Origin of the sequence: Marinobacter sp. (assembly GCF_041690455.1) — a bacterium.
Lineage (GTDB): Bacteria > Pseudomonadota > Gammaproteobacteria > Pseudomonadales > Oleiphilaceae > Marinobacter.
Genome location: NZ_JAWLHI010000056.1, coordinates 1 through 19,098 on the forward strand (window position 1 = coordinate 1; position 19,098 = coordinate 19,098).

Below are 19,098 nucleotides of genomic sequence, written 5' to 3' on the forward strand. Positions count from 1 at the left end.
GATTGCTGTCGCTCAGCGGCATATGAAGCTTCGCTTCATGGGCATTTGCTTCGCCCATGTGCGCTTGTTTCAGGCCATCCATGGCCTTCAACATTCCCGAGCACCTGCGCCCCGCACTCCTGCCAACTTTGGTGCTGGCATCTTGAACGTGGGGTCAGAAGAAGGCCTTCTTCTGACCCCGGAGTTTGGCTTTAAGTTGGGGTCAGATGAAGGTTTTCATCAGACCCCTGAGGTCGGGCGTGAACATGGGGTCAGATGAAAGCTTTCATCTGACCCCTCCTTCAATTAGCCCCACCAGTTAATCTTTGACCCGGTACTCCGCCGAGCGGGCGTGGGCGGTGAGGCCTTCGCCTCTGGCCAGGACGGAGGCTACGCGGCCCATGCGATCGGCGCCATCGGCACTGAAGCCGATGATGGACGAGCGCTTCTGGAAGTCGTAGACGCCCAGTGGCGAGGAGAACCGCGCGGTGCCGCTGGTGGGCAGGACGTGGTTCGGGCCGGCGCAGTAGTCGCCAAGGGCTTCGGCGGTGTAGCGGCCCATGAAGATGGCGCCTGCGTGGCGGATGTCGTCCAGCATCGCTTGCGGATCTTCTACGGACAGCTCGAGGTGCTCCGGGGCGATCCGATTGGATACTTCAGCCGCTTCCTTCAGGTCCGCTACCTGGATCAGGGCCGCGCGGTCGGTCATGGAGGTGCGGATGATGTCGGCCCGTTCCATGGTCGGCAGCAGTTTGTTGATGCTGGCTTCCACCGCATCCAGAAACTCCGCATCTGGGCTGATCAGGATGCTCTGGGCCTGCTCGTCGTGCTCGGCCTGGGAGAACAGGTCCATGGCGATCCAGTCCGGGTCGGTCTTGCCGTCGGAGATCACCAGGATCTCGGAGGGGCCGGCGATCATGTCGATGCCGACGACGCCGAACACTTCACGCTTGGCCGTGGCCACGAAGATGTTGCCGGGGCCCACGATCTTGTCCACGGAAGGGATGGTTTCCGTGCCGTAGGCCAGTGCACCGACTGCCTGGGCGCCGCCGACGGTGAATACCCGGTCGACACCGGCAATGGCAGCAGCGGCCAGTACCATGTCGTTCACCACACCGTCCGGGGTTGGTACGACCATGATGACCTCACTGACGCCGGCCACTTTGGCCGGAATGGCGTTCATGAGCACGGAGGACGGATAGGCGGCCTTACCGCCCGGTACGTAGAGCCCGGCGCGGTCCAGTGGGGTTACCTTCTGGCCCAGGATCGTGCCGTCCTGGTCCTGGTACTGCCAGGATTTCTGGTCCTGGCGCTCGTGGTAATCGCGGATCCGCTCGGCGGCCTTTTCCAGAGCCTCACGCTGCTCCAGGGGAATGGCGTCGAGGCTTTTCTGGAGCCGGTCCTTGCCCATTTCCAGCTCGGCTACCGACCCGACTGCCAGGCGGTCGAACTTTTCGGTGAATTCCAGGACGGCCTGGTCACCGCGGGTTTTGACCTCGTGCAGGATGTGACGCACCGACTCGTTCACCTGATGATCTACGCTGTCGTCCCAGGCCAGCAGTTTGGCCAGTGCGCTGTCGAAGTCGCTTTGGGAGGCGTTCAGTCGTTTGATGGTTACGTCGGTCATTTCATTGTTCCTGCTTCAGGAGGACATTGCTTTGGTTTTGGAGCTGCGAGTTAATTTACCGGGGTCAGAAGAAAGCGTTCTTCAGACCCCTACTCTTGCATCTGACCCCAACTTCAATTCAGCTTCAGCACAAAACTACCGGGGTCAGAAGAAGGCTTTCTTCAGACCCCTACTTTTCTGTCCGCCGCTTCTCTACGGCTGCGGCCATCTTTTCGATTATGGGGTTAATCCGGCCGTGTTTCATCTTCATGGACGCCCGGTTCACTACCAAGCGGCTGCTGATGTTTTCAATCAGATCCCGGGCTTCGAGGCCGTTGGCTTTCAGGGTGTTGCCGGTATCGACGATATCGACGATTTCATCGGCCAGGCCGAGGATCGGCGCCAGTTCCATCGCGCCGTACAGCTTGATGATATCGGCCTGGCGGCCCTGGGCGGAATAGTACCTTCGAGCCAGGTTGACGAACTTGGTGGCTACCTTGATCCGGCCGTTCGGCGGCGTCTGTCCTTTCGGGCCCGCAGTCATCAGGCGGCAGCGGGAGATGTTCAGGTCCAGGGGCTCGTACAGGCCTTCCGCACCATGCTCCATCAGCACATCCTTGCCGGTGACACCAAGGTCCGCACCGCCGTACTGGACATAGGTCGGCACGTCGGTGGCGCGGATGATCAGTACGCGCACATCCGGATCGGTGGTCGGAAACACCAGCTTGCGGGATTTCTTCACGTCGTCCACCAGCTCGATGCCGGCTTCCGCCAGCAGCGGCAGGGTTTCTTCGAGGATTCGTCCCTTCGACAAGGCGATGGTGATGGAATCTGTCATGCGTCCTTCCGGTTTCCCGTCTGTGTCTGTTAGGCCGGCAGGCGGCGGATGCTCGCGCCCAGCAGCTGCAGTTTCTCTTCAATACACTCGTAGCCGCGATCGATGTGGTAGATGCGGTCCACGATGGTGTCGCCATCGGCCACCAGGCCGGCGATGACCAGGCTGGCCGAGGCCCGCAGGTCAGTGGCCATGACCGGAGCTCCGGTCAGATGCTCGACGCCCTTGATGATGGCGGCGTTGCCTTCCAGGGTGATGTCCGCGCCCATGCGGCCAAGTTCCTGCAGGTGCATGAATCGGTTCTCGAACACCGTCTCCACGATGGTGCCGGTGCCTTCCGCCACCGCATTCATGGCCGCGAACTGGGCCTGCATGTCGGTGGGAAACGCCGGGTACGGTGCCGTGCGCAGGCTGACCGCTTTCGGCCGTTTGCCCTTCATGTCCAGCTCGATCCAGTCCGGACCGGTCGTAATATGAGCACCCGCCTCTTCCAGCTTCAGCAGGACCGCTTCCAGCAGGTCCTCACGGGTGTCCTTCAGCTTCACCCGGCCACCGGTGGCGGCGGCGGCCACCAGGAAGGTGCCGGTTTCGATGCGGTCAGGCAGCACGTTGTAGTGACAGCCGTGCAGGCGCTCGACGCCGTTGATCTCGATGGTGGCGGTGCCGTGGCCCTTGATGTCGGCACCCATGGCAATCAGGCACTCGGCCAGGTCGACCACTTCCGGCTCCCGGGCCGCGTTCTCGAGGATGGTCTTGCCGTCGGCCAGGGCCGCGGCCATCATCAGATTCTCGGTGCCGGTTACGGTCACGGTGTCCAGGAAAATGTGGGCACCCTTCAGGCGGCCGTTGGTCTTGGCCTTGATGTAGCCGTTCTCAACCTTGATATCCGCACCCATCAGCTCCAGACCGTGGATGTGCAAGTTCACCGGCCGGCTGCCGATGGCACAACCACCGGGCAGGGACACTTCGGCCTCGCCAAAATGCGCCACCAGCGGGCCCAGCACCAGGATCGACGCGCGCATGGTCTTCACCAGTTCATAGGGCGCGTGAAAGTGCTTGATGGTGTTGGCGTGAATTTCCACGCTCATCTTCTCGTCGATGATCACCTCAACACCCATGCGGCCCAGCAGCTCGATCATGGTGGTGATGTCGTGCAGGTGCGGCAGGTTGCCCACCGTGACCGGCTCGTCCGCCAGCAAGGTGGCAGCGAGGATCGGCAGTGCTGCGTTCTTGGCACCTGAAATACGGATTTCGCCATCGAGGGGTCTGCGCCCGCGAATCAGAAGTTTGTCCAAAATAGAATTCCTGTGTCTGGCGGGCGTATCAGCCCTGGCGCTCGGCCCATTCTGCGGGAGTGAAGGCACGCGGATGCAGGGCGTGGATGGTGCCGTCCATGATGTGCTGGAACAGCGCCTTGTTGATCATTTGCTGCCGCTTGATGGTCGGCAGGCCTTCGAATACCTCACCCACCACGACGACCATGTAATGGGTACCATCAACCTGGACCTGAACCTCGCAACCGGGCAAGGCTTCTTCGACCAGTTTTGTGACTTCGGCGGCGTCCATAAACTATCCTCGGGTGTTTTGGGAAAATCAGGGGCGAGATTGTAACCAATTAGTCGGCGCGGGTCAGCTGGGCACTCAGATTACTCAGTGATGCCAGCGAGGCGAGGCGCCCGTTGATACCACGAAAGCTCAGATCTGTGCCCTGCTTCCTGGCAAGCCGCTCCCAGCACAGCATCATGGAGAGAACCACGCTGTGGGCGGTTTCCAGACCGGAGACATCAACCACGAGGCCATCGTTGACGCCGGAAATCAGCTGTTCCCCCTGCTGGCGAAGCGCAATGACCGACGAGGCATCCACCTCACCGGTCACGATCATTTCGCCATCACGGAGCTCGGCGCGCGGTGCGGAAGGGCTCATGAGTTGTCGGCGTCCCCGTCCAGATCAATGGCCTTGGCGGCATCGCTCCAGCCGTCGATTACCGCCTGGATCTGGCCCCGATTCGCTTCCATTTCCTGGCTGAACCGGTCCCGGAAGGCGAGGCCGATATTCACACCCTCGACGATCACGTTTTCCATCAGCCACTGACCCTCACCGTTCCGGTACATGGAATAGACCACCGGGTAGCGGTTTCCGGTGGAGCTGATCACCTGCAGGTCCACCGTGGCACGATTCTCATCCCTGGGCAGGATAGTCGCTTCCTGAACGTTGATCTCGAAATCCTCGGCGTCGACCAGCGCCTTGGCGTAGCTGTCGAACAGGCTGCGTTTGAACGTCTCAACAAACTCGTCACGCTGCTCGGGCGTGGTCTGGCGGGCATAGCGCCCCATGACGCGGGCGGCGATACGGCGGAAATCCACGAAATCGGTCAGGGTCTCATCCATGCTTTGGTAGAAGGCCTCGGGATCCTCCTCATACAAACCACGCTCTTCATTGAGCTTCTTCACCAGTTTCTGGGTGTTCACGTCCACGTATTCACGCAACTCTTCGGCCTGCCCCGCCTGCGCCTGGGCAACCATCGCGACCATCAGGGCCAGGGCCAGGAAAAGTCGTTGGGTCAAAGCAACCATCAGGATCTCCCGCTATCTCTGTTCGGTCAGTGCTCCGGCGCTCATTTGCCGGAAGCAAAGTTACTGATCAGCCGCTCAAGGTTCATGGCGGACTGGGTGGAGTAGAAGGTATCGCCGGCTTGCAGCGATTCCATGTCTCCACCAATGGATATATCAATGTACTGCTCACCGAGCAGACCGGATGTACGTATTACTGCGGAACTGTCCGCCGGAATATTGTCCACTTCGGAGTGGATCGACATTTCCACCCTCGCCTGGAAGGTTTCCTTGTCGAGGGAAATGGACTTGATGCTGCCGACCGTCACCCCGGCCATGGACACCTTGCCCCGGGGCGTCAGGCCGCCGGTGTCGTTGAAATTGGCATACAGGGTGTAGGTGCTCTCGGCGGCCTTGGGCGACAGCCCGCTCACCTGGAGCGCCAGGAACATCAGGGCCGCCAGGCCCGCAATCATGAAAAAGCCAACAATGATTTCCAGGGTTCTATGTGCCATTACCGGCTCCCGTTGATCAATCTCAGAAATCGCCGAACATTACGGCGGTTAGCACAAAATCCAGCCCCAGTACGGCCAGGGACGAGTACACCACGGTCTTGGTGGTGGCGGAACTGATGCCGGCAGAGGTGGGCACACAGTCGTAGCCCTGGAACACCGCAATCCAGGCGCAGACGAATCCGAACACGACGCTCTTGATGAAACCGTTCATCACGTCATCCGCGAAGTCCACAGAGGATTGCATGTTGCCCCAAAACGAACCTTCGAACACCCCCAGCCATTCCACACCGACCAGCATGCCACCCCATATACCGACCATCGAAAAGATAAGCGCCAGTATCGGCATGGCGATAAATCCGGCCCACAGGCGCGGTGCAATCACCCTGCGCAGGGGATCCACCCCCATCATTTCCATGCTGGACAGCTGCTCCGTGGCCTTCATCAGGCCGATCTCCGCGGTCAGTGCCGATCCGGCCCGGCCGGCAAACAGCAACGCGGTGACCACCGGGCCGAGCTCCCGCACCAGGGTCAGTGCAATCATCTGGCCGATGGCCGCTTCGGAACCGTAATCCGATAGAATGGTGTAGCCTTGCAGCCCCAACACCATGCCGATAAACAGGCCGGAAACCACCACGATGGCCAGGGACAGCACCCCGACCGCATAAATCTGCTTGACCAGCAGCGGAAAGCCGGCCACCGGACGAGGGACCCCGCTCAGCACTCCGGCCAGGAAGCGGCCTGAGCGGCCGAGGGAGGCAACGATATCCAGGCCCAGCCGGCCCAGGGAAGCGATACGGTCCAGCATCAGGCATCTCCTCCCAGGCCGAAGTCCTTGCCGGCATCATCTGCCGGATAATGGAAAGGCACCGGTCCGTCCGGCTGCCCCTGCAGGAACTGCTGGACCTGGTCGGACGGGTGCGCCTTAAGTTCTTCGGGCGTGCCCTCGCCAATGACCTTGCCGTCGGCAATGATACAGGCGTAATGGCAGATGCTGAGAGACTCTGGCACATCATGGGACACCAGCACGCTGGTCAGCCCCATGGAACTGTTCAGATCCCGGATCAGCTTGACCAGCACGCCCATGGCAATGGGATCCTGGCCGGCGAAGGGCTCGTCGTACATGATCAGTTCAGGATCCAGGGCAATACTCCGGGCCAGGGCGACCCGCCGGGTCATGCCGCCTGACAGCTCGGATGGCATCAAGTGGCGGGCGCCACGGAGGCCAACGGCCTCGAGCTTCATCAGCACGATGTCATGAATCATGTCTTCGGGCAGCTTTGTATGTACCCGCAGAGGAAAAGCCACGTTTTCGAAGACACTCAGATCGGTGAACAGGGCGCCGCTCTGGAACAACATGCCCATTTTTTCGCGCAGCGCGTACAGGTCCTTGCGCTTGAGGCGCGGCACTTCGTGGCCATCAACATGGACGCCGCCGCTGTCCGGGCGCAGCTGGCCTCCGATCAATCGCAGCAATGTGGTCTTCCCGGTACCACTGGGGCCCATAATGGCAGTGATCTTGCCCCTGGGGATATCCAGAGTGATGCCATCAAAGATCCGCCGGCCGGAACGGGAGAAGACAACGTCCTTCAGAGATATGTATGCAGTCGAACCCATAATCTGTCCCTTTCGAGGAGGGGCTACATTATGCGATGCGGCGATTAACCTCAATGTCTGGGCGGTAAAATGTCCTGATGGTCATCACCGGAATTACTGAAAATGATATACTTGCGCCACTTTCAACGCTTATTGCCGAATTCCCCCGATACAAGCCAGGCCAGAGCCCGATGACTGAACAGACCAGCCACGATTTCCGGACGTCCGCCCTACGCGCCATTCGCATCGAGCGCGATGCCATCGAGGCCCTCGAAGGCCGCATCGACGACCACTTTATCCGCGCCTGCGACACCATCATGGCCTGCAAGGGGCGGGTCGTGGTCACCGGCATGGGCAAGTCCGGCCACATCGGCAACAAGATTGCGGCCACCCTGGCCAGCACTGGCACGCCTTCTTTCTTCGTCCACCCCGGCGAGGCCAGCCACGGCGACCTGGGCATGATCACCAGCCAGGATGTGGTCATTGCCATCTCCAACAGCGGCAACACCAGCGAGGTGGTCACCATACTGCCGCTGATCAAACGCATGGGCGCGCCGCTGATCAGCATGACTGGCAACCCGGACTCGGTACTGGCCCGGGAAGCGGTGGCGAACCTGGATGTCCGGGTGGATGCCGAAGCCTGCCCGCTGGGCCTGGCCCCCACTTCCAGTACTACGGCAACCCTGGTGATGGGGGATGCATTGGCGGTTGCCCTGCTGGAAGCCCGTGGGTTCAGCGCCGAGGATTTCGCCTTCTCCCACCCCGGTGGCAGCCTGGGCCGGCGCCTGCTGCTCAAGGTTTCCGACATCATGCACACCGGCGAGCAGATTCCCATGGTGACCGAGGGTACCACTCTCAGCGGCGCCCTGCTGGAAATGTCCCGCAAGGGCCTGGGGATGACCACGGTGGTGGACGCCAAAGGCGGACTGACCGGTATCTTTACTGACGGTGACCTCCGTCGCACCCTGGACAAGTCTGTGGACATTCACAACACCGCTATCGAAGAGGTGATGACCCGCCACGGCAAGACCATCGCCGCCGACCATCTGGCAGCCGAGGCCCTGAATATCATGGAAGAGATGAAAATCAACGCCCTGCCGGTGACCGACGAGACGGGCGCCCTGGTCGGCGCCATCAACATGCACGACCTGCTGCGGGCAGGAGTGATCTGATGACCGAACTGACCAGCCCGCTGGCCTCCCAATGGCCCGAAGAACTGCTCACAAAGGCCGCCCGCATCCGCCTGATCGCGCTGGACGTGGACGGCATCATGAGCGACGGCAAGCTCTATTTCAGCGCTAACGGTGACGAACTCAAGGGTTTCAACATTCTCGACGGACTGGGCCTGAAACAGCTGATGGCCGCCGGCATCACCGTCGCCGTGATCACCGGCCGGCGCTCGCCGCTGACGGAAAAGCGCATGACCGACTTGGGCATCCCACACCTGATGCAGGGTCGTGAGGACAAGAAAGTGGCCTTGCAGGAACTGGTTCGCACCATGGACATTGCCCCGGAGGAAATTGCCTACATGGGAGACGACCTGCCGGACCTGCCAGCGCTGCGTTTTGCCGGCCTGGGCATCACCGTACCCAACGGTTACTGGCTGGTGCGGCAACACGCGGATTACTGCACCAGCGTAGCCGGTGGCAGCGGTGCCGTACGGGAAGCCTGCGATCTGATCCTGACCGCCCGGAACAAACTGGACGCTGCCCTTGCGCCCTACCTGGAGTCCGCTGGATGAGCAGCCCCCTGGAGTCGCTCCGGCACCTCACCGAACGCCCGCTGGTGCGGTCACTCGCGGTGATTGCCCTGGTCGCCGTGGCCCTGCTCCTGATGTGGCGCAGCGACGAGCCGCCAGCACCGGACCCCGAAGCCGCTGCCCTGCGCGGCCCGGCCGAACCCGATGGCTTCGTGGTGGACGGCACCTACACCGCCTATGACGAGAACGGCAACCTGGAGGTACGTTTTTCCAGCCCCCGGATCGAACAGTTCGAGGAGGGCAACACGGCCACCATGGTGTCGCCCACCGCCCGCATCCAGGGCGAACCCGGTACCGAACCCTGGACAATCTCGGCGGACAACGGCAGCCTGCTTCAGAACGAGAATCTGCTGTACCTGACGGACAACGTGCGTATCATCCGTCAGGTCGGCGAGCGTGAAGCGACCCTGACGACATCCAAGCTGACCCTGGATAACGACCAGAACATTATCTATACCGACGCCCCGGTGGAAATCACCGATCGCATCGGCGTCACCCGTGCCATCGGCATGAAAGCCTGGATCAACGACCGAATTCTGGAGCTCAACTCCGACGTGGAAGGACGTTATGAGACCGTTCACTAAATACCCGTCCGGCGTATTGGCCACCCTGCTGGCGCTGGTACTCAGCAGCCCGGCCCTGGCCTTCGACATGGACTCCGACCAGCCGATCACCGTCAGCGCCGACAGCGCGCGGCTCGATGACAGCAAGGGCGTGGCCACCTATACCGGCGATGTCATCCTGACCCAGGGCAAGACCCGACTGACCGCCGAGCGGGTCGTGCTGTACCGTAACGACGAAGGCCTGAACCGTATCGAGGCTTCCGGCGCCCCGGCCCACTATACCCAGCCGAGCCGTGACGGTCAGGGCGAGACCGATGCCCGCGCCCTGAACATCACCTGGTCTGCCCCTGACCGCCAGCTGATCTTTGAAAGGGAAGCGGTGATTGAGCAGAATGGCAACCTGTTCCGCGGCGACCTGATCCATTACGACACAGTTGGCCGGGTAGTTACCGCCGAGGGCGGACAGGACACGGGATCCGGCACTGGCCGGGTTGAAATGGTTATCCAGCCCCGCAGCACCAGACAGGGATCCGATGGCAGTACTGAGAGCCAGTAACCTGGCAAAGAGCTACAAACAGAAGAAGGTGGTGATCGACGTTTCCCTGGAAATCCAGAGTGGCGAGATCGTCGGCCTGCTCGGCCCCAACGGCGCCGGCAAGACCACCTGCTTTTACATGATTGTGGGCCTGGTGCCGGCTGACCGCGGCCGCATCACCATCGACAATCAGGACATCACGCCGCTGCCCATGCACGGACGGGCCCGCAAGGGCATCGGCTACCTGCCCCAGGAAGCCTCGGTGTTCCGCAAGCTGACCGTGCGGGACAACATCATGGCGATCCTGGAGACCCGCAAGGGCCTGAGCCGCGCCGAGCGTGATGCCAAGCTGGAGGAACTGCTGGAAGAGTTCCACATCACCCACATCCGCGACAGCGTCGGCATGGCCCTGTCCGGCGGCGAGCGCCGGCGGGTGGAAATCGCCCGGGCCCTGGCCATGGAACCCGCCTTCATCCTGCTGGACGAACCCTTCGCCGGCGTCGACCCGATCTCGGTGAGCGACATCAAGCACATCATCCGCCACCTGCGGGACAAGGGCATTGGTGTGCTGATCACCGACCACAACGTGCGGGAAACCCTGGATATCTGCGAGAACGCCTACATCGTCTCCGGGGGGCATATTATCGCCTCCGGGAGTTCGGAGGAGATTCTGGCGAATCAGCAGGTGAAGGAGGTGTACCTGGGGGATGAGTTCCGGCTGTGACGGGACATACCCAGGGGTCTGAAGAACGCTTTCTTCTGACCCCGAGTTACCTTCAACCGCGAGCCAAGGGTCCAAGCTGGGGTCAGATGAAAGTTTTCATCAGACCCCTGAGTCAGGTACTACCCCTGGGGTCTGAAGAAATCCTTCTTCTGACCCCGAGTTAAATTCAGGCATGAGCAAAAGGTCCAAGCTGGGGTCAGATGAAAGTCTTCATCAGACCCCTGAGTTACCTTTCATGTTCAATCTGGCCCCCGTTTCCAGTAAACTCGGCAAAGAACTTGCTTGCTACGGCAACTAGCTAGCATACAAAGCATTTTTTCTCTGATACCAAGGTGACAGAGCGTGACGAGTAACGGATCCTGAACGTATGGTGATGAAAGCTTCATTACAGTTAAAGCTGGGTCAGAGCCTGACCATGACGCCCCAGCTGCAACAGGCGATCCGGCTTCTGCAGCTCTCCACCCTCGACCTGCAACAGGAAATCCAGCAGGCCCTCGATTCCAATCCGATGCTGGAAACTTCCGAGGACGATGACCAGGCCGACGCGCAGGCGGACAACACCGAAAACCGGGATGACAACGACCACGAACAGGGTTCCACCGCCAGCGCCGACACCGGCGACGACTGGGACGACGCCGGCCCGGAATGGACCAGCGAGAACGAGGTTCCGGATAACATCCCCGATGACCTACCAGTCGACACCGCCTGGGACGACATCTATCAGTCCGCCCCGGCGTCCTCAGCCCGCAATGACGACGACAATGAGCAGGACTTCGAGACCCGTAACTCGCCCACGGAAACCCTGCACGATCACCTGGAATGGCAGATCAACCTCACGCCCATGAGCGAGCGAGACCAGGCCATCGCCCATGCCCTACTCGATGCGGTGGACGATCGCGGCTACCTGACCAGCCCGCTGGAGGAAATCCACGCCGGCCTGCAGGACGATGCCGACGAGGACCCCCTGGAACTGGACGAGGTGGAAGCGGTACTGCACCGGCTGCAGCACCTGGACCCGGCCGGCGTATTTGCCCGGGACCTGCAGGAATGCCTGCTGATCCAGCTTAACCAGCTGCCAACGGATACGCCCTGGCTGGCTCAGGCACGACTGGTGATCACCCACTACATTAATCTCCTGGGTAACCGTGACTACGCCCAACTGCTGCGCAGAAGCCGCCTGAAGGAAGACCAGCTGCGGGATGTGCTGGCGCTGATCACCGGTCTCAACCCGCGGCCCGGCGATGTCATCGACCATGGCGAGCCCGATTACGTCATCCCCGATGTCATCGTCAGCAAACACAATGGCCGCTGGCGGGTGGAACTGAATCCGGAAATTGCGCCCCGCATCCGCGTGAATGCGAGCTATGCTTCTCTTATAAGGCGTGCGGACAGCAGTGCAGACAACACCTACCTGCGCGATCAGTTGCAGGAAGCCAAGTGGTTCATCAAGAGCCTGCAGAGCCGGAACGAAACCCTGCTGAAGGTGGCCACCCGCATCGTGGAGCACCAGCAGGGCTTCCTGGACCAGGGAGAGGAGGCCATGAAGCCGCTGATCCTGTCCGATATTGCCCAGGCTGTGGAGATGCACGAATCCACGATTTCCCGGGTAACCACGCAGAAATACATGCATACGCCCCGGGGCATCTTTGAGCTGAAGTACTTTTTCTCCAGCCATGTCAGCACGGATGAAGGGGGTGAATGTTCCTCAACGGCCATTCGCGCGATGATCAAAAAACTGATTGCCGCGGAAACTCCCAAAAAGCCATTGAGTGACAGTAAAATTGCAGCCATGCTAGGAGAACAGGGCATCAAGGTGGCAAGACGCACCGTGGCCAAGTACCGGGAGGCGATGCATATTCCGCCTTCCAATGAACGCAAACGACTGGTGTAACAACAGGAGACGCCTATGCAACTCAATATTTCAGGCCATCACGTAGAACTGACTCCCTCCCTCAAGGACTATGTCACCGAGAAGTTCGACAAGCTGGAGCGCCACTTTGACCACATTTCCAACTGTCAGGTGACCCTGGAAGTCGAAAAGGTGCGCCAGATTGCGGAGGGGACTCTGCATGTAGCGGGTGGCGGTGAAATTCATGCAAAGGCCGAGGATGAGGACATGTACGCAGCCATCGATGCCCTGATCGACAAGCTGGATCGTCAGGTTCTCAAGCACAAGGAAAAGAACGTAGACCGGATGCACGGTAACGGACAACGTTAACAGTCCGTCTCCATGCAGTAATCCAATGGCGCTGCGGCACTTCGGGTGTCGCAGCCTTTTTTTTACGGAAATGCAGTCGATCCATGAGCGACACATCCCTGACCATAGACAATATCCTTGTACCGGAGCTGACCCTCTGCCGGGTTCCGGCATCAAGCAAGAAGCGGGTTCTGGAGTTCATCGCTGAAAAGATCCACCAGCAGGATGAAACCCTGAGCGACACCGAGATCTTCAACAACCTGATCGCGCGCGAGCGGCTCGGAAGTACCGGAATCGGCCAGGGGATTGCCATCCCCCACTGCCGTCTGGAAGGCCTGGACCGGGTGATCGGTGTGCTGATGACGCTGGAGGAAAGCGTCGAGTTCGACGCCATCGACAATCAGCCTGTGGACCTGGTGTTTGCTCTGATCGTGCCCAAGGAGGCGACCAGCGAGCATTTGGAGCTGCTGAGCCAGCTGGCCGAGAAATTCAATGAGCGCTCCTTCTGCAACAGGCTGCGCGAATGCGAGGATGCCAAAACGCTGTACGAGCGCATGACAGCCGCTAACGGCTGAACCCGACTGTACCGGAGGTATGCTGGGCATGAAGTTGATCATCGTGAGTGGCAGGTCAGGCTCAGGCAAGAGTACCGCACTGCATGTACTGGAAGACCTGGGCTTCTACTGCATCGACAACCTTCCCATCGGGTTGCTGTTTCCGTTGACCCGGGAAGCGGCTGCCCAGGCAACCCCGGGGCGGTTGAACAAGATGGCGGTGAGCATTGATGCCCGGAACCTGTCCGGGGAGCTCGCCAACTTCGAGGATATCTACAGCCAGCTCCAGGAAACCGGCATCACCGTGGAAATCATTTTCCTCGACGCCGACGAGCAGTCGCTGCTCCAGCGCTTCCACGCCACCCGCCGCAAGCACCCGCTGAGTGACGACAAGACCTCCCTGCGCGAAGCCATTACCAGCGAGAAGAAGCTGCTGGAACCGCTGTCCAAGCTAGCGGACCTCTATATCAACACCACCGGCATGTCCATGTACGAGCTGCGGGACCAGGTCAAGCAGCGGGTGGTGGGCCGCAAGGAGCAGGAATTGGCCCTGCTGTTCCAGTCCTTCGGCTTCAAGCACGGGGTGCCGCTGGATTCCGATTACGTGTTCGATGTCCGTTGCCTGCCCAACCCCTACTGGGATACCAGTCTGCGCAAGTATGTGGGCACCGACCAGCCGGTTATCGATTTCCTGGAGCGGGAGCCGGCCAGCCGCAAGATGGTCGATGACCTGATCGCCTTCCTGGACACTTGGCTACCCGGCTTTGCCGAAAGCAACCGCAGCTACATGACCATTTCCATCGGCTGCACCGGCGGCCAGCACCGTTCCGTGTATATCTGCGAGCAGCTGGGCAAGCATTTCCGCGAACACTACAACAACGTTCAGGTGCGACACACCGAGCTGCCCCACCTGCAAGCCCGGGGAGAGACCTGAAGCACCATGATCCGCCGCCCCATCACCATCATCAACAAACTCGGCCTGCACGCCCGCGCCACCGCCAAGCTGGTGGCCACCGCCTCCGAGTTCGACAGCCAGGTGCGGATCGCCCGCAACGGCCGCGAGGTGGATGCCAAGAACATCATGCAGGTGATGATGCTCGCCGCCAGCCAGGGTACCGAAGTGGAGCTGATTGCCGAGGGGCCTGATGAGAAAGAGGCCATCGAGGCGCTGGTGGCGTTGATTGATGATTATTTTGGTGAGGGGGAGTGAGGGGCCGATGCACAGGGGTCTGAAGAAAGCCTTCTTCTGACCCCGAGTTTGACGCGCGCTCTGAGCACTGTTTGAAAATGGGGTCAGAAGAAAGCGTTCTTCAGACCCCTGGGGATTTAACCCCGTTTTCACTCACCTGTAACGCCTAACTCCGCTTTGGCATCCTCCCGCCACCAAACTTTAAAGGCTTTGGCTCGGGATTCCTCCTGCGAGACGGCCATGCCCGACCGCGAGAATGTTTCGTGCCGCGTTCACATCGCGGTCGTGTGAGGCACCACACTCACTACACGTCCATTCTCTTATTCGCAAGCCTGCCCTACCTTTCGGACTGCTTTCGGATATCGCTCCGCAGCACGAGCAAACCTGGGTGGTGTACGCTTCGTCGATTTCCTCAAAAACCACACCTGCGTGCTCGCATTTATAGGCCAGCATGGTTTTCAGCATCCCCCAACCGGCGTCCCGAATGGACTTTGCCAGTCGGGTACGGGTCAGTCCTTTTGTATTGATATCACCGACGACGATAGCAGCATTCTGGTCAACCAGACGCCGCGAAAATTGGTGCATAGCGTTCTTGCGGCGGTTGGCAATTTTAGCGTGAATCGCCTTTACTCTCTGTTTTTTGCGTGCACGCTGAGCAGCCGCTAGCCTCTCTTCCATAGCGCGATACCAGCGCCCATTCAGTTTTTGACCATCAGAACAAGTGGCTACGTCCTTGCACCCTAGGTCGATACCTACAGCACCAGTTCCAGTGCTATATTCTTTCGGCACCTCAACGGCGACGTTGAAATACCAACGCCCACGAGAGTCTTCGCTGAAACTAGCAGTCTTGAACCGGTATTTTGACAACCCATAGCTGTCCCAGACCTTGTAATGCTGGCCATTGAAATAGATTTGACCATGCCTCCACTTAGCTGCTCCGCTGTTTACCGGAATCCACCCCAAAGATCTTCTCGCACCGTGTGTTTTTCTCCATGCCAGCCGCTGTTTTCGGAATTGCTTACGGCGGGTAACATACTCAGCTGATACTCGTTGAACCGTCTGGCTATGGAGCCCAATTAACTTTCCAACACCCTGGGTATACGGATGGATGTCGTAAGCTGACAAGAATACGCCCCGCTCGCGAATCGACCGACAGCTGAGTTCATTAATATAATTCCACACAAGATTTACCGCCGCTGCTTGACGCTTCAATGTCTTGGCATGCTTGCTGCGAACCCGAACTTTAAGGGTTTTGGTAAAGAGATTGACCATACTGTATATATTAACAGGTGATCAGCGTTTCAGGGAAGAGTAGGCTTTCGTCGCTCCCTCTCCTCACTCACGTGGTAGAGTATGCTCGTTGCGCTGCTAACAGCATGATGGGGCGGATGTTTCTCGATCAGTTATGAAGGCGCTCTCTGTAAGCAGGTGATCCATGACCGATATTCTGGAAAAAAGCCAGGCCAGGCAGCGTTTGCGCTCACTGAGTGAGGCGCTGGATAGTGGTGCCCTCAAGCAGGTTGCCCGCATCCTCAATGGCGGCCTGAGCCCCAGTGATATCGCCCACCTGCTGGAATCCTCCCCTCCCCGCCAGCGGGCCCTGCTCTGGAACCTGGTGGAGAAGGACCTGGAGGGTGAAGTCCTCCAGTACCTCAGCGATGACATCCGAAGCTACTTCCTGAGCCAGCTGAACGCCCAGGAACTGGCGGACATCATCGAGGACTTCGAGTCGGACGACCTTGCAGACTTGCTGCAGCAATTGCCGGACACGGTCATCCAGGAAGTCCTGGATACCATGGACGAGCAGGACCGGCTGCGGGTCGAGGAAGTGCTGTCCTACCCGGAGGACACCGCCGGCGGTCTGATGAACACGGACACCATCACGGTGCGCCCGGACATCAGTATCGACGTTGTGCTCCGTTACCTGCGACGGCATCGCAACCTGCCTCCGATGACCGACAGCCTGATCGTGGTCAGCCGGCGGGACGATTTCATCGGGGTGCTGCCCATTACCCGGATCCTGGTGTCCAACCCGGCGGCGACCGTGCGTGAAGTCATGGACACCGAAGTTGATCCCATTCCCGTGACCCTTTCCGACACCAAGGTAGCGACCCTGTTCGAGCGCTACGACCTGATCTCGGCGCCGGTGGTCAATGAGGAGGGCCGACTGCTCGGGCGCATCACCATCGATGACGTGGTCGACGTTATCCGGGAAGACGCCGACCACTCCCTGATGAGCATGGCCGGTCTGGACGAGGATGAAGACACCTTCGCCCCGGTCTGGAAGACCACCCGCCGCCGGGCGGTATGGCTGGGAATCAACCTGGTCACCGCTTTTATCGCCTCGGGGGTGATCGGTTTGTTCGAAGCCACCATCAGCAAGGTGGTCGCCCTGGCGGTGCTGATGCCCATCGTCGCCAGCATGGGCGGCATTGCCGGCAGCCAGACCCTTACACTGGTCATCCGCGGCATGGCCGTGGGCCAGATCAGCGGCGCGAACGTTCGATGGCTGCTGAACCGCGAGTTCTTTGTGGGTGCCCTGAACGGCCTGTTTTGGGCCCTGGTGGTGGCCACAGCCGCGGCGGCCTGGTTCCAGGATCTGCTGATCGGCGGTATCATCGCCGCCGCTCTCGTCATCAACCTGGTAGCGGCTGCCTTTGTGGGCACCATGTTGCCGCTGTTTCTCAAGTCCCGGAACATTGATCCGGCGCTGGCCGGGAGTGTGATCCTGACTACGGTGACGGATGTGGTGGGGTTTATGGCGTTTCTTGGGCTGGCGACGATTTTTTATGCGTGAGCGTTGCAACTGAACATGGGGTCAGATGAACACGTTCATCAGACCCCTGAGTTGGGCGCGAATATGGGGTCAGAAGAAGGCTTTCTTCAGACCCCGACTTAGGCTTTAGGTAGCAACTATGACAGATCAACACGACGACGAATTCCAGGAAGACCTCGGTCCCAGCAAATCCCAGATCAAGCGGGAAATGCATGCCCTGCAGGAAGTGGGCAAGCGCATGCTGGATCTGAGTGACGAGCAGCTCAACAGCCTGCCCATCAGCGATACCCTGAAGGCGGCCATCGTCGAGTCCCGGCGAATCCGCAAGAATGAGGCGCGCCGGCGGCACCTGCATTACATCGGCAAGGTCATGCGCAACGAGGAAGATCCGGAAGCCATCGAGCGCGGCCTGGATGCCTTTGATTCCGGCAGCGCCGAGCATACCCGCCGCCACCACCTGGCCGAGCGCTGGCGCGACCGGATGGTGGCCGAGGGGGATTCGGCCGTGGGGGAGTTTATTGATTATTGCCCGTCGGCGGATATCCAGCACCTGCGCAACCTCGCGCGGAATGCGAAGCGGGATGCAGAGAAGGAGAAGAATACCGGGCAGGCGAAGAAGCTATTTCGGTATTTGCGGGAGTGTATTGACGAGGTTGAATAGGGAGAAATTAGGGTCATCCCCCCCCAGGGGTCTGAAGAACGCTTTCTTCTGACCCCGTTTTCAGGTGGGGCTCGGAGTTAGGTTTGAACATGGGGTCAGATGAACTAGTTCCGATCCCGGAGTTTGACCTGAACATGGGGTCAGGGTTAGAGGCCAAAATGGGGTCAGATGAACGAGTTCATCAGACCCCTGAGTTAAACCAGTCCCCGAAGCCCGGGTTCAGAGTCGGCGGTGCTCCCACACCGGCATGTTTGCCCTCACCTGCTTCAGTCGCTCCAGGTCCAGCTCTCCCGTTATTACGCCGGGGCCGTCTTCTTCACGTTCCGCGGTAATTTTGCCCCAGGGATCGCAGATCAGGGTATGGCCGTAGGTGCGGCGGCGTTCGCTGTTCTGGCCGCCCTGGCCGGGGGCGACGACCCAGACCTGGTTCTCGATGGCCCGGGCGCGGATCAGGGCGTGCCAGTGGGCGTCGCCCGTCTGCCAGGTGAAGGCGCTTGGCAGGCAGATCCACTCGGCGCCCTGTTCTCTGAGCGCGCGGAACAGCTCCGGGAAACGCAGGTCGTAGCAGATTGCCATTCCGAGCTTGCCCACTGGCGTATCGATGGTCACCACCTGCTCCCCGGGCTCGAAGGTGTCCGATTCCCGGTATTGGCCGTGGGCATCCTCTACTTTAGCGTCAAAGAGATGGATCTTGTCGTAACGGCCCACTTCCTGCCCCTGATCGTCATACACCAGGCAGGTGGCTCGCACCCGATCCTCGATGCCGGTACCGTCCGGTCGCTGCGCCACCGGCAGGGAGCCACCGACAATCCAGATGCCGAGTTTCCGGGCCCGGGCTGACAGGAAATTCCGGATCACCGGTTTGTCGCCAGCTTCGTTGCGGCCGCAGTCGATCATATCGGCAGTGGACAGTACCGCGAAGTTCTCCGGCAACACCGCGACTTTCGCGCCCTGCCGGGCTGCCTCCGCCAGCAAACGCTCCGCTTCGTGCAGATTTGCCTCAATATCCCTCGTGCTCACTATCTGGATCGCGGCTACCCGCTGTTTTGTCTGTGTGGTCAT

At 60.1% G+C, this 19,098-nt stretch carries 23 protein-coding genes; 12 read left to right on the top strand and 11 right to left on the bottom strand.

Features of this window, described 5'->3' with window-relative positions:
* Positions 1 to 298: 298 nt before the first annotated feature.
* The 9 genes from hisD to ACESMW_RS13705 all read right to left on the bottom strand — a co-directional run bounded on the left by hisD (position 299) and on the right by ACESMW_RS13705 (position 7,102).
* The gene (gene hisD / locus ACESMW_RS13665; RefSeq protein ID WP_372987571.1) at positions 299 to 1,606 is read right to left on the bottom strand and encodes a histidinol dehydrogenase; all 1,308 of its coding nucleotides are present in this window, start codon (positions 1,604 to 1,606) and stop codon (positions 299 to 301) included.
* 169 nt (positions 1,607 to 1,775) lie between these two features.
* On the bottom strand, positions 1,776 to 2,423 hold the full coding sequence (hisG, locus tag ACESMW_RS13670) for an ATP phosphoribosyltransferase (protein WP_092000909.1): 648 nt from the start codon (positions 2,421 to 2,423) through the stop codon (positions 1,776 to 1,778).
* 29 nt (positions 2,424 to 2,452) lie between these two features.
* Positions 2,453 to 3,715: a UDP-N-acetylglucosamine 1-carboxyvinyltransferase gene (gene murA, locus ACESMW_RS13675; protein ID WP_372987572.1), complete on the bottom strand. Its 1,263-nt coding sequence runs from the start codon at positions 3,713 to 3,715 to the stop codon at positions 2,453 to 2,455.
* Between the two features lie 28 nt (positions 3,716 to 3,743).
* Entirely contained in the window at positions 3,744 to 3,986 is a 243-nt protein-coding gene (locus ACESMW_RS13680) for a BolA/IbaG family iron-sulfur metabolism protein (protein WP_372987573.1), read from the bottom strand.
* 49 nt (positions 3,987 to 4,035) lie between these two features.
* Positions 4,036 to 4,344, bottom strand: coding sequence for a lipid asymmetry maintenance protein MlaB (locus ACESMW_RS13685; protein WP_372987574.1), 309 nt, complete (start codon positions 4,342 to 4,344; stop codon positions 4,036 to 4,038).
* Positions 4,341 to 4,994, bottom strand: a complete 654-nt coding sequence (locus ACESMW_RS13690; protein WP_372987575.1) for a phospholipid-binding protein MlaC — start codon at positions 4,992 to 4,994, stop codon at positions 4,341 to 4,343. The genes ACESMW_RS13685 and ACESMW_RS13690 overlap by 4 nt, the downstream gene beginning before the upstream one ends.
* A gap of 41 nt (positions 4,995 to 5,035) precedes the next feature.
* Entirely contained in the window at positions 5,036 to 5,485 is a 450-nt protein-coding gene (gene mlaD / locus ACESMW_RS13695) for an outer membrane lipid asymmetry maintenance protein MlaD (RefSeq protein ID WP_372987576.1), read from the bottom strand.
* Positions 5,486 to 5,507: 22 nt separating this feature from the next.
* The gene (gene mlaE, locus ACESMW_RS13700; protein ID WP_372987577.1) at positions 5,508 to 6,290 is read right to left on the bottom strand and encodes a lipid asymmetry maintenance ABC transporter permease subunit MlaE; all 783 of its coding nucleotides are present in this window, start codon (positions 6,288 to 6,290) and stop codon (positions 5,508 to 5,510) included.
* The gene (locus tag ACESMW_RS13705) at positions 6,290 to 7,102 is read right to left on the bottom strand and encodes an ATP-binding cassette domain-containing protein (RefSeq protein WP_372987598.1); all 813 of its coding nucleotides are present in this window, start codon (positions 7,100 to 7,102) and stop codon (positions 6,290 to 6,292) included. The genes mlaE and ACESMW_RS13705 overlap by 1 nt, the downstream gene beginning before the upstream one ends.
* A gap of 167 nt (positions 7,103 to 7,269) precedes the next feature.
* Here ACESMW_RS13705 and ACESMW_RS13710 point away from each other — a divergent pair, with 167 nt between their 5' ends.
* The 10 genes from ACESMW_RS13710 to ACESMW_RS13755 all read left to right on the top strand — a co-directional run bounded on the left by ACESMW_RS13710 (position 7,270) and on the right by ACESMW_RS13755 (position 14,620).
* The gene (locus ACESMW_RS13710) at positions 7,270 to 8,250 is read left to right on the top strand and encodes a KpsF/GutQ family sugar-phosphate isomerase (RefSeq protein ID WP_372987578.1); all 981 of its coding nucleotides are present in this window, start codon (positions 7,270 to 7,272) and stop codon (positions 8,248 to 8,250) included.
* Positions 8,250 to 8,819 (top strand): 3-deoxy-manno-octulosonate-8-phosphatase KdsC, encoded by a 570-nt coding sequence (gene kdsC, locus ACESMW_RS13715; RefSeq protein WP_372987580.1) that lies wholly within the window; start codon positions 8,250 to 8,252, stop codon positions 8,817 to 8,819. The genes ACESMW_RS13710 and kdsC overlap by 1 nt, the downstream gene beginning before the upstream one ends.
* On the top strand, positions 8,816 to 9,421 hold the full coding sequence (gene lptC / locus ACESMW_RS13720) for an LPS export ABC transporter periplasmic protein LptC (RefSeq protein WP_372987582.1): 606 nt from the start codon (positions 8,816 to 8,818) through the stop codon (positions 9,419 to 9,421). Before kdsC ends, lptC begins: the two co-directional genes overlap by 4 nt.
* The gene (lptA, locus tag ACESMW_RS13725) at positions 9,405 to 9,956 is read left to right on the top strand and encodes a lipopolysaccharide transport periplasmic protein LptA (RefSeq protein ID WP_372987584.1); all 552 of its coding nucleotides are present in this window, start codon (positions 9,405 to 9,407) and stop codon (positions 9,954 to 9,956) included. Before lptC ends, lptA begins: the two co-directional genes overlap by 17 nt.
* Complete coding sequence (gene lptB, locus ACESMW_RS13730) at positions 9,934 to 10,659, top strand: LPS export ABC transporter ATP-binding protein (RefSeq protein WP_092000945.1); 726 nt, start codon at positions 9,934 to 9,936, stop codon at positions 10,657 to 10,659. The genes lptA and lptB overlap by 23 nt, the downstream gene beginning before the upstream one ends.
* A gap of 373 nt (positions 10,660 to 11,032) precedes the next feature.
* Positions 11,033 to 12,550, top strand: a complete 1,518-nt coding sequence (locus ACESMW_RS13735) for an RNA polymerase factor sigma-54 (protein WP_372987585.1) — start codon at positions 11,033 to 11,035, stop codon at positions 12,548 to 12,550.
* A 15-nt stretch (positions 12,551 to 12,565) separates the two neighbouring features.
* Entirely contained in the window at positions 12,566 to 12,877 is a 312-nt protein-coding gene (gene hpf / locus ACESMW_RS13740) for a ribosome hibernation promoting factor (protein ID WP_372987586.1), read from the top strand.
* Between the two features lie 83 nt (positions 12,878 to 12,960).
* Entirely contained in the window at positions 12,961 to 13,431 is a 471-nt protein-coding gene (gene ptsN / locus ACESMW_RS13745; protein WP_372987587.1) for a PTS IIA-like nitrogen regulatory protein PtsN, read from the top strand.
* Between the two features lie 28 nt (positions 13,432 to 13,459).
* Positions 13,460 to 14,344 carry an RNase adapter RapZ gene (rapZ, locus tag ACESMW_RS13750; RefSeq protein ID WP_372987588.1) on the top strand — a complete coding sequence of 295 codons (885 nt, stop codon included), beginning with the start codon at positions 13,460 to 13,462 and terminating at the stop codon, positions 14,342 to 14,344.
* A 6-nt stretch (positions 14,345 to 14,350) separates the two neighbouring features.
* Entirely contained in the window at positions 14,351 to 14,620 is a 270-nt protein-coding gene (locus ACESMW_RS13755; protein ID WP_372987589.1) for an HPr family phosphocarrier protein, read from the top strand.
* A gap of 180 nt (positions 14,621 to 14,800) precedes the next feature.
* On the opposite strand, the gene ACESMW_RS13760 is transcribed toward ACESMW_RS13755, so the two are convergent.
* Positions 14,801 to 15,871 (bottom strand): RNA-guided endonuclease InsQ/TnpB family protein, encoded by a 1,071-nt coding sequence (locus ACESMW_RS13760; protein WP_372987590.1) that lies wholly within the window; start codon positions 15,869 to 15,871, stop codon positions 14,801 to 14,803.
* A 163-nt stretch (positions 15,872 to 16,034) separates the two neighbouring features.
* Between ACESMW_RS13760 and mgtE the strand changes: the two genes are divergently transcribed.
* Positions 16,035 to 17,396, top strand: coding sequence for a magnesium transporter (mgtE, locus tag ACESMW_RS13765; protein WP_372987591.1), 1,362 nt, complete (start codon positions 16,035 to 16,037; stop codon positions 17,394 to 17,396).
* A 118-nt stretch (positions 17,397 to 17,514) separates the two neighbouring features.
* Entirely contained in the window at positions 17,515 to 18,036 is a 522-nt protein-coding gene (gene yjgA / locus ACESMW_RS13770; protein ID WP_372987592.1) for a ribosome biogenesis factor YjgA, read from the top strand.
* 219 nt (positions 18,037 to 18,255) lie between these two features.
* On the opposite strand, the gene ACESMW_RS13775 is transcribed toward yjgA, so the two are convergent.
* Positions 18,256 to 19,098 (bottom strand): carbon-nitrogen hydrolase family protein, encoded by an 843-nt coding sequence (locus tag ACESMW_RS13775; RefSeq protein WP_372987593.1) that lies wholly within the window; start codon positions 19,096 to 19,098, stop codon positions 18,256 to 18,258.